We start from the raw sequence: 5,946 nt of genomic DNA, 5'->3' as shown, positions 1-5,946 counted from the left end.
AAACACCTTTCTTTATTAGTTTCTGGAAATAGAAACAAAGAAAGCTGGACAAGCGCGCAGAAAACGACAGATTTCTTTTTATTGAAAGGATATGTAAAAGCGATTTTATCTCGTTTAGGAATTGAAAAAATTGGTAATGCTCCTGTTCAGTCAGATGTTTATTCTGAAGGAACTGCAATTACTTACAATAACGATATTTTAGTTGAAATGGGTGTTGTTAAAAAACCTATTTTAAAGCATTTTGGTATCAAACAAGACGTCTATTATGCAGATTTCAACTGGGATTTGGTTTTAAAAATCATCACAGGAAAAATTAAGTATACTGAAATTCCTAAATATCCGGAAGTTCGTAGAGATTTAGCTTTATTAATCGATGAAAAAACGACTTATGAAAGCATTTTCAATCTAGCAAAACAGACAGAAAAAACACTTTTAAAAGACATTAATCTATTTGATGTTTATCAAGGAAGTAAATTGCCTGAAGGAAAAAAATCGTATGCTTTAAGTTTTACTATTCAAGACAATACTAAAACATTAACTGATGCTCAAATCGATAAAATCATGTCTAAATTACAACAGACTTTCGAAACTGAACTAGGTGCAACTTTGAGATAATTTCTTTCTCAATTATAAAATAAAAAACCCGACAATAATCTTGTCGGGTTTTGTTTTTTGTTTCAAGTTTGAAGTTCAAAGTTTATGATAAAAAAAGCCCTAAAAACCCACGTTATTTAATTTCAATTTCTTGTTTAAAGCCTAGGGTATAATTTCTCGTTTTTTCTTCTTAAACGCAAAGTAAAAGCATGAATCTTCTATTATACTATATATCTTGTTTCCATTAATAAGTTAATGCAGCAAAAACGGGATACTCTTTTATTTTTTCTCTTCCGTTAAGAAAAGTCAGCTCCATTAAAAAATTACATTGTACAATTTCACCGCCAAGTTTTTCTACTAATTCACAAACTGCCTTTGCAGTTCCTCCGGTAGCCAACACATCATCATGAATTAAAACGCGATCCCCTTTTTTAATAGCATCTATATGCATTTCCAAACTATCAGAACCGTATTCTAATTCATATGAAGCAGAAATCGTATCGAACGGAAGCTTTTTTGGTTTTCTAACAGGAACAAACCCTGCTTTTAGTTCTTGCGCCAACAACATTCCGAAGAAAAAACCACGAGATTCTGCTCCAACTACCTTGTCTATTTTTTCTCCATTTAATGAGTCGAGCAAAATTCTGAGGCAATTTGTTCGAGCTTCTGGATTAATTAATAAAGGTGTGATGTCTTTAAATAAAATTCCTTCTTTCGGAAAACCCTGAATATCACGTATATAATTTTCGAACTGCATTTTTTTTTATTTTTATGTTATTTTTTCCTTGTTTATCTCACATTTATGTCTATCTTTGCACCCGCAATAAGCAATCAACAAAGCTACAAAAAAAATAGCTAATTGATAACAAAAAGGCCTCGTGGCGCAACTGAATAGCGCATCTGATTACGGCTCAGAAGGTTACTGGTTTGAATCCAGTCGAGGTCACAAAATTAAAATCCCATTTCTAACGAAATGGGATTTTTTTTTAACACTGCAGTGAATTTAATTTCAAGTAATGCGATGTTCAGCAATAAAATTAAAATTTTCAACAACAATCCAATTGAAGAAATCAAAAAACTTCACGAAGAAAAAATTACTTTATTTGAGCGTATGTTGAAAGAGAAAGATAAAATGATAACTAAGCTTGAGAAATTGATTGGGAAATAATTATTTTTTAAAGATATATAATTCTAAAAAGAGGCTTTGGAGTCTCTTTTTTTTGTTTTAGACCATTATTTATGAGTACAAAGTCAGGAGATATTCGCACAGCTTTTCATAAGAACTCTTCGGAGAGTTGGGTATTCAATTGACGCTATTTTTTTATTTATACTATTATTAAAATTCCTTCGACTTACAGATTTCTATTTATCTTTCGCAATTCTAAATCCGAACCCATCATTTCGCGTACCTTTTGGTGATTGATATCTCACTTCAGGCATATGAATTCCATATTCTAAGGGTCTTCCACTTTCATCTTGTGTTTCGTAAAACCAACTGACACCTTTTGAAATTTTATACTGTCCTTCTAAAGGCCCCAGAGGGTTTATTCTACTAACCAAGCTATCCTTTTCGGGGTTGTACCAATCAAAAACCCATTCACCAACATTACCAGTCATGTCGTATATACCAAGTTCATTCGGTTTAAGAAGTCCTACTTTATGAAATGTGCTGTTTGAGTTTTCTTTAACCCAGCCAACTTCAATTGGATTATTACTGCCACTATATTTATATCTTTTTGTTTTTATTCCACCTTTAGCCGCGTATTCCCATTCTGCTTCTGTTGGAAGCCTTCCTCCTGCCCATTTCGCAAATTCATTTGCTTCATCCCAAGTTGCAAGCATCGGATTTTCGTCTATCCATTTGTAATAAACTTTAATAACATGTGCATTTTCAATAGGAGGATCAGGCATTTTTCTACCTGTTTCTTTACAAAATTCTTTAAATTGTTGAACCGTTACTTCATACTTACTAATGTAAAAATCATCAAGTTCAACTACCCTATGCGGACTAGTAAATCCCTTTATAGAGTCACCTTTCGGACTTACAACAATCTGGTTTTTGCCTTGTTCAAAAGTTCCACCTTCCACAAAAATCCATTCCATTTTCTCATTACTTTTTTCACAAGAATTGAGAAATAAAAATCCAATTAAAAATATAAATGTTCGCAAAATCATTCAAATATTGATTAATGTTTATTAAAATTACTGGCAGCTAGCATATTTAACTGAACAAAAGTTCACAATTATTTATTCAGCAACCACCTTTACGAGCTGCACGCTTATAAATTATCTTACTATCTCGTTCTACATAGTCACCAGATATAATTGGGTATAAATACTTGGGCGAGTGTGATACACTATGGCTTTTTATAATTATTGTATCGTTAACTTTCAAGCTTTTTAACTGCTGGAATTCATTGCTGCCGGACTTTTCCAATCCAAAACTAAGTATATAATCATGATGATTAATGTTTACCATAATTCCAAAACCTAATCTTGACCCAGGCGGAAGAGAAAGAGAGGTTACAACTCCCATCATATTGGCATTATTATTAATAGGCTTTCTTATTATAGCTTCACTGGCGTAAACTCTATTACCCGCAGGAGAGGCTTCCCATTTTTTAAACATTATGCCGTCAGGAGTAGTCTCCCATTTTTTTAGTGTGGCTTTCTTTTCTGTATTAGAAAGGTTTTTAACTACTGACTTTTTAGAAATTTCATTTTTAATTTCATGATTAGCAAATACCAATCCGCTTACTACAACCAAAAATAAGATTAGTACATAAATGATTTTTATACTTTTTAAAGCTTTAAATAATAACATAGTTTACCTTCTTTTAAAGTTTATACAGCAAAACTACTTTGATATATTTCGGTTTGAGAGATAAAAATTGTAAATAAAAATGTAAACTTTGTAAATAAATTATTGACAATATGCACCTTAGCCGAAATCTGATCTCTAGAAAACGTAAATATCTGTTTGCATTGATATTTATCTTGTTTTCTGCTATAATCTATGCAGCTTTCCGTACGGATAGTAGTGATAACTTTAACTTTGCCAGAAGAGAAATTTTACTTCGAAAAATCGGACATGAATTACTTTTACAATCAGGCGACAGTACATCAAGAGTACTCCCTGTAAAAAAAATTTCAGAAAATGAATACCAGATTAGGTTTGAGAATAATTTTAGTTTTCAACCGGATTCGTTGGTCAATATTACAAGTCGTTTATTATTCAAAGACTCGTTCTCAAGCCATTATATCGTTAACGTCCTGAATTGTGGCAACTCTAGTGTTGCATATGGATATGTTATATCCAAAAATAAAAAAGATGATATTGTAGCCTGCCTAGGGAGAAAACAGCCCAAAAGCTGTTACATGATTAACATAAAATTCAAACCAACAGAAACAATTACATTACAAAGTAAATATGTTCTGGGAAGCCTTTCAATTTTAGCACTTGTCAGTTTTATTCTTCTGAAATCTGTTAAGTCAAAAAAACAAACACCTGATAATCAAACTAAAGACATTTATAATTTGGGATCGGTATTATTTGATGTAAAGAATCGAAAGCTTATCATAAATGAAAATACAATAGACCTCACCGTTACAGAAACACGGGTTTTGCTCATTTTCGCTTCTTCTCCAAATAAAACAATAGAAAGGAATCGCTTACAAAAAGAGATATGGGAAGATGACGGTGTAATCGTTGGCCGTAGTTTAGATATGTTTATATCTAAGCTTAGAAAAAAACTTCAATCTGATCCAAAAATCAACATTGTTGTTGTACGCAGCAAAGGTTATAAACTTGAAATTAACTAGCAGAAAATGTTTTACTAATAAAAAATCTTTCAATACTTTTATTTTTAAAAACTAAATCTACGGAATAAATAGGTTAATTTTTTTTCATTGCATTTTCCATCAATCCCAAATAGTACATCTAAACCAAATTACCAAAGCCACTGGAAGACAGACACTACATATAGTAAGCCAATTTCTTCAAATCATCTAAAAATGATGTTGTAATTTGTCCCGTTGATCACTTAAGGAGACAACTAGCAAATAGTTGTCTCTTTTTTTATGCCCTAATGTGAAGACTTTTCAAGCCTTTACACTCTAACAATTTATGGTTCGATTTTTTCAAAAGGAATTCTTCGCCTGTTTGAAACAAACAGTCCTAAAGTGGCATTATTAGAAATTTTATCAAAGCTCGATGATGGTTCGAAGTCCCATCAAGGATAGTAGTTTTTTTTCTCTTTAGATTTATCGTAATTTTTTTGATTTCAAATTACACCTTTTAACGCTAATTTTGCAATATACAATTGAACTTCTCAATACAAACCTATAGATTTATGGTGGAGTACAAAAAAATAAAGCCTTTTAAAGAACTGGAACCATTTATCCATTTCTTTTGGGAACTGAAAGGAAATGGGAATGAAGGCCAATGGGAACGGGTTTATCCAGATGGCTGCACAGGAATTCTAATTAATATAGGAAATAATTGTCTGACAGACAATGGTTCTCTCTCTATGGAGTTTGGAAAAACATATATAGTTGGAGCAATGAATTCATTTAAAGACAGTTTTATTGATACTGACACTCATTTACTAGGCGTGTGTCTAAAGCCTGCTGCTCTTGCTAATTTCTATAATTACATTTCACAAAATGAGCTGACCAATGATACTATTGAATTTGAAAAATCCAATTCATTTAATGTTGACAAAATATTGGCAAACCCGTTTAAGTATTTTACGCATTTTTTTTCAGAAAGAATAAATTATAGAGAAAACCCATTGCAATCCATTATTAATGAAATAAATTTAACCAACGGACAGACCAGCATTTACGAATTGTCACGAAAGAATTGCACAACTATAAGACAGCTAGAGCGAAATTTTAAAAAGTACATCGGACTATCACCAAAAGAATATTCAAATATCATACGCTTTCAGAATGCTTTGAGTATTATTCAAACATCATATAAAAACCGGAGTTTATCAGATATTGCATTTGAGTGTGGTTATTATGACCATTCCCATCTCACTAATGAAATCAAACGAAATACGGGGCTTTCACCATCCTTGCTTTAATTTGTCGCATTTTTACAAAGTGTGATTATAAGTCTCTTAGTACCTTTGGCAAAACAATAAAATTTAAAACAAATGCGAAAAATAAAACTTTTCATTGCTGTAAGTTTAGATGGTTACATTGCAAAGCCAAATGATGATCTAAGTTTTTTAAAGCTTGTAGAAAAAGAAGGTGAAGATTATGGGTATGAAGAATTTACCTCTGAGATTGATACTATAATAATTGGAAGAAAAACCTACGATTATGTGCTTAAAGAAATAGGTG

The 5,946-nt window shown here is 31.7% G+C and carries 7 protein-coding genes, 1 tRNA gene and 1 pseudogene; 6 read left to right on the top strand and 3 right to left on the bottom strand.

Annotated features, from left to right (window positions below; translation table 11 throughout):
• Nucleotides 1–615: pseudogene (locus B3J44_RS06610) on the top strand (phenylalanine--tRNA ligase subunit beta); the annotation flags it as partial.
• A 223-nt stretch (nucleotides 616–838) separates the two neighbouring features.
• Here B3J44_RS06610 and B3J44_RS06605 read toward each other — a convergent pair.
• Entirely contained in the window at nucleotides 839–1,351 is a 513-nt protein-coding gene (locus tag B3J44_RS06605; RefSeq protein WP_286967087.1) for an adenine phosphoribosyltransferase, read from the bottom strand.
• Nucleotides 1,352–1,466: 115 nt separating this feature from the next.
• Here B3J44_RS06605 and B3J44_RS06600 point away from each other — a divergent pair.
• A tRNA-Arg gene (locus B3J44_RS06600) sits at nucleotides 1,467–1,540 on the top strand.
• 27 nt (nucleotides 1,541–1,567) lie between these two features.
• Nucleotides 1,568–1,762, top strand: coding sequence for a hypothetical protein (locus B3J44_RS06595; RefSeq protein WP_414654767.1), 195 nt, complete (start codon nucleotides 1,568–1,570; stop codon nucleotides 1,760–1,762).
• A 194-nt stretch (nucleotides 1,763–1,956) separates the two neighbouring features.
• On the opposite strand, the gene B3J44_RS06590 is transcribed toward B3J44_RS06595, so the two are convergent.
• Nucleotides 1,957–2,697, bottom strand: coding sequence for a formylglycine-generating enzyme family protein (locus tag B3J44_RS06590; protein ID WP_286967079.1), 741 nt, complete (start codon nucleotides 2,695–2,697; stop codon nucleotides 1,957–1,959).
• Between the two features lie 148 nt (nucleotides 2,698–2,845).
• Entirely contained in the window at nucleotides 2,846–3,418 is a 573-nt protein-coding gene (locus B3J44_RS06585; RefSeq protein ID WP_286967062.1) for a hypothetical protein, read from the bottom strand.
• A 110-nt stretch (nucleotides 3,419–3,528) separates the two neighbouring features.
• On the opposite strand from B3J44_RS06585, the gene B3J44_RS06580 reads away from it, so the two are divergent.
• The 3 genes from B3J44_RS06580 to B3J44_RS06570 form a co-directional block, all read left to right on the top strand.
• Nucleotides 3,529–4,416, top strand: a complete 888-nt coding sequence (locus B3J44_RS06580) for a winged helix-turn-helix domain-containing protein (RefSeq protein ID WP_286967060.1) — start codon at nucleotides 3,529–3,531, stop codon at nucleotides 4,414–4,416.
• 530 nt (nucleotides 4,417–4,946) lie between these two features.
• Complete coding sequence (locus tag B3J44_RS06575) at nucleotides 4,947–5,684, top strand: helix-turn-helix domain-containing protein (protein WP_286967056.1); 738 nt, start codon at nucleotides 4,947–4,949, stop codon at nucleotides 5,682–5,684.
• 72 nt (nucleotides 5,685–5,756) lie between these two features.
• Nucleotides 5,757–5,946, top strand: a 190-nt coding sequence (locus B3J44_RS06570; RefSeq protein ID WP_414654766.1) for a dihydrofolate reductase family protein, incomplete at its 3' end; no start/stop codon positions are given.

Source organism: Flavobacterium sp. UBA4854 (genome assembly GCF_002399805.1).
GTDB lineage: Bacteria > Bacteroidota > Bacteroidia > Flavobacteriales > Flavobacteriaceae > Flavobacterium > Flavobacterium ginsengisoli.
This window is presented reverse-complemented; position numbering and strand designations above follow the sequence as displayed.

Excerpts from the sequence above, each read along its gene's own strand:
- B3J44_RS06605 (WP_286967087.1), bottom strand. The coding sequence starts at position 1,351 with ATGCAGTTCGAAAATTATATACGTGATATTCAGGGTTTTCCGAAAGAA.
- B3J44_RS06595 (WP_414654767.1), top strand. The coding sequence starts at position 1,568 with ATGGGATTTTTTTTTAACACTGCAGTGAATTTAATTTCAAGTAATGCG.
- B3J44_RS06590 (WP_286967079.1), bottom strand. The coding sequence starts at position 2,697 with ATGGAATGGATTTTTGTGGAAGGTGGAACTTTTGAACAAGGCAAAAAC.
- B3J44_RS06585 (WP_286967062.1), bottom strand. The coding sequence starts at position 3,418 with ATGTTATTATTTAAAGCTTTAAAAAGTATAAAAATCATTTATGTACTA.
- B3J44_RS06580 (WP_286967060.1), top strand. The coding sequence starts at position 3,529 with ATGCACCTTAGCCGAAATCTGATCTCTAGAAAACGTAAATATCTGTTT.
- B3J44_RS06575 (WP_286967056.1), top strand. The coding sequence starts at position 4,947 with ATGGTGGAGTACAAAAAAATAAAGCCTTTTAAAGAACTGGAACCATTT.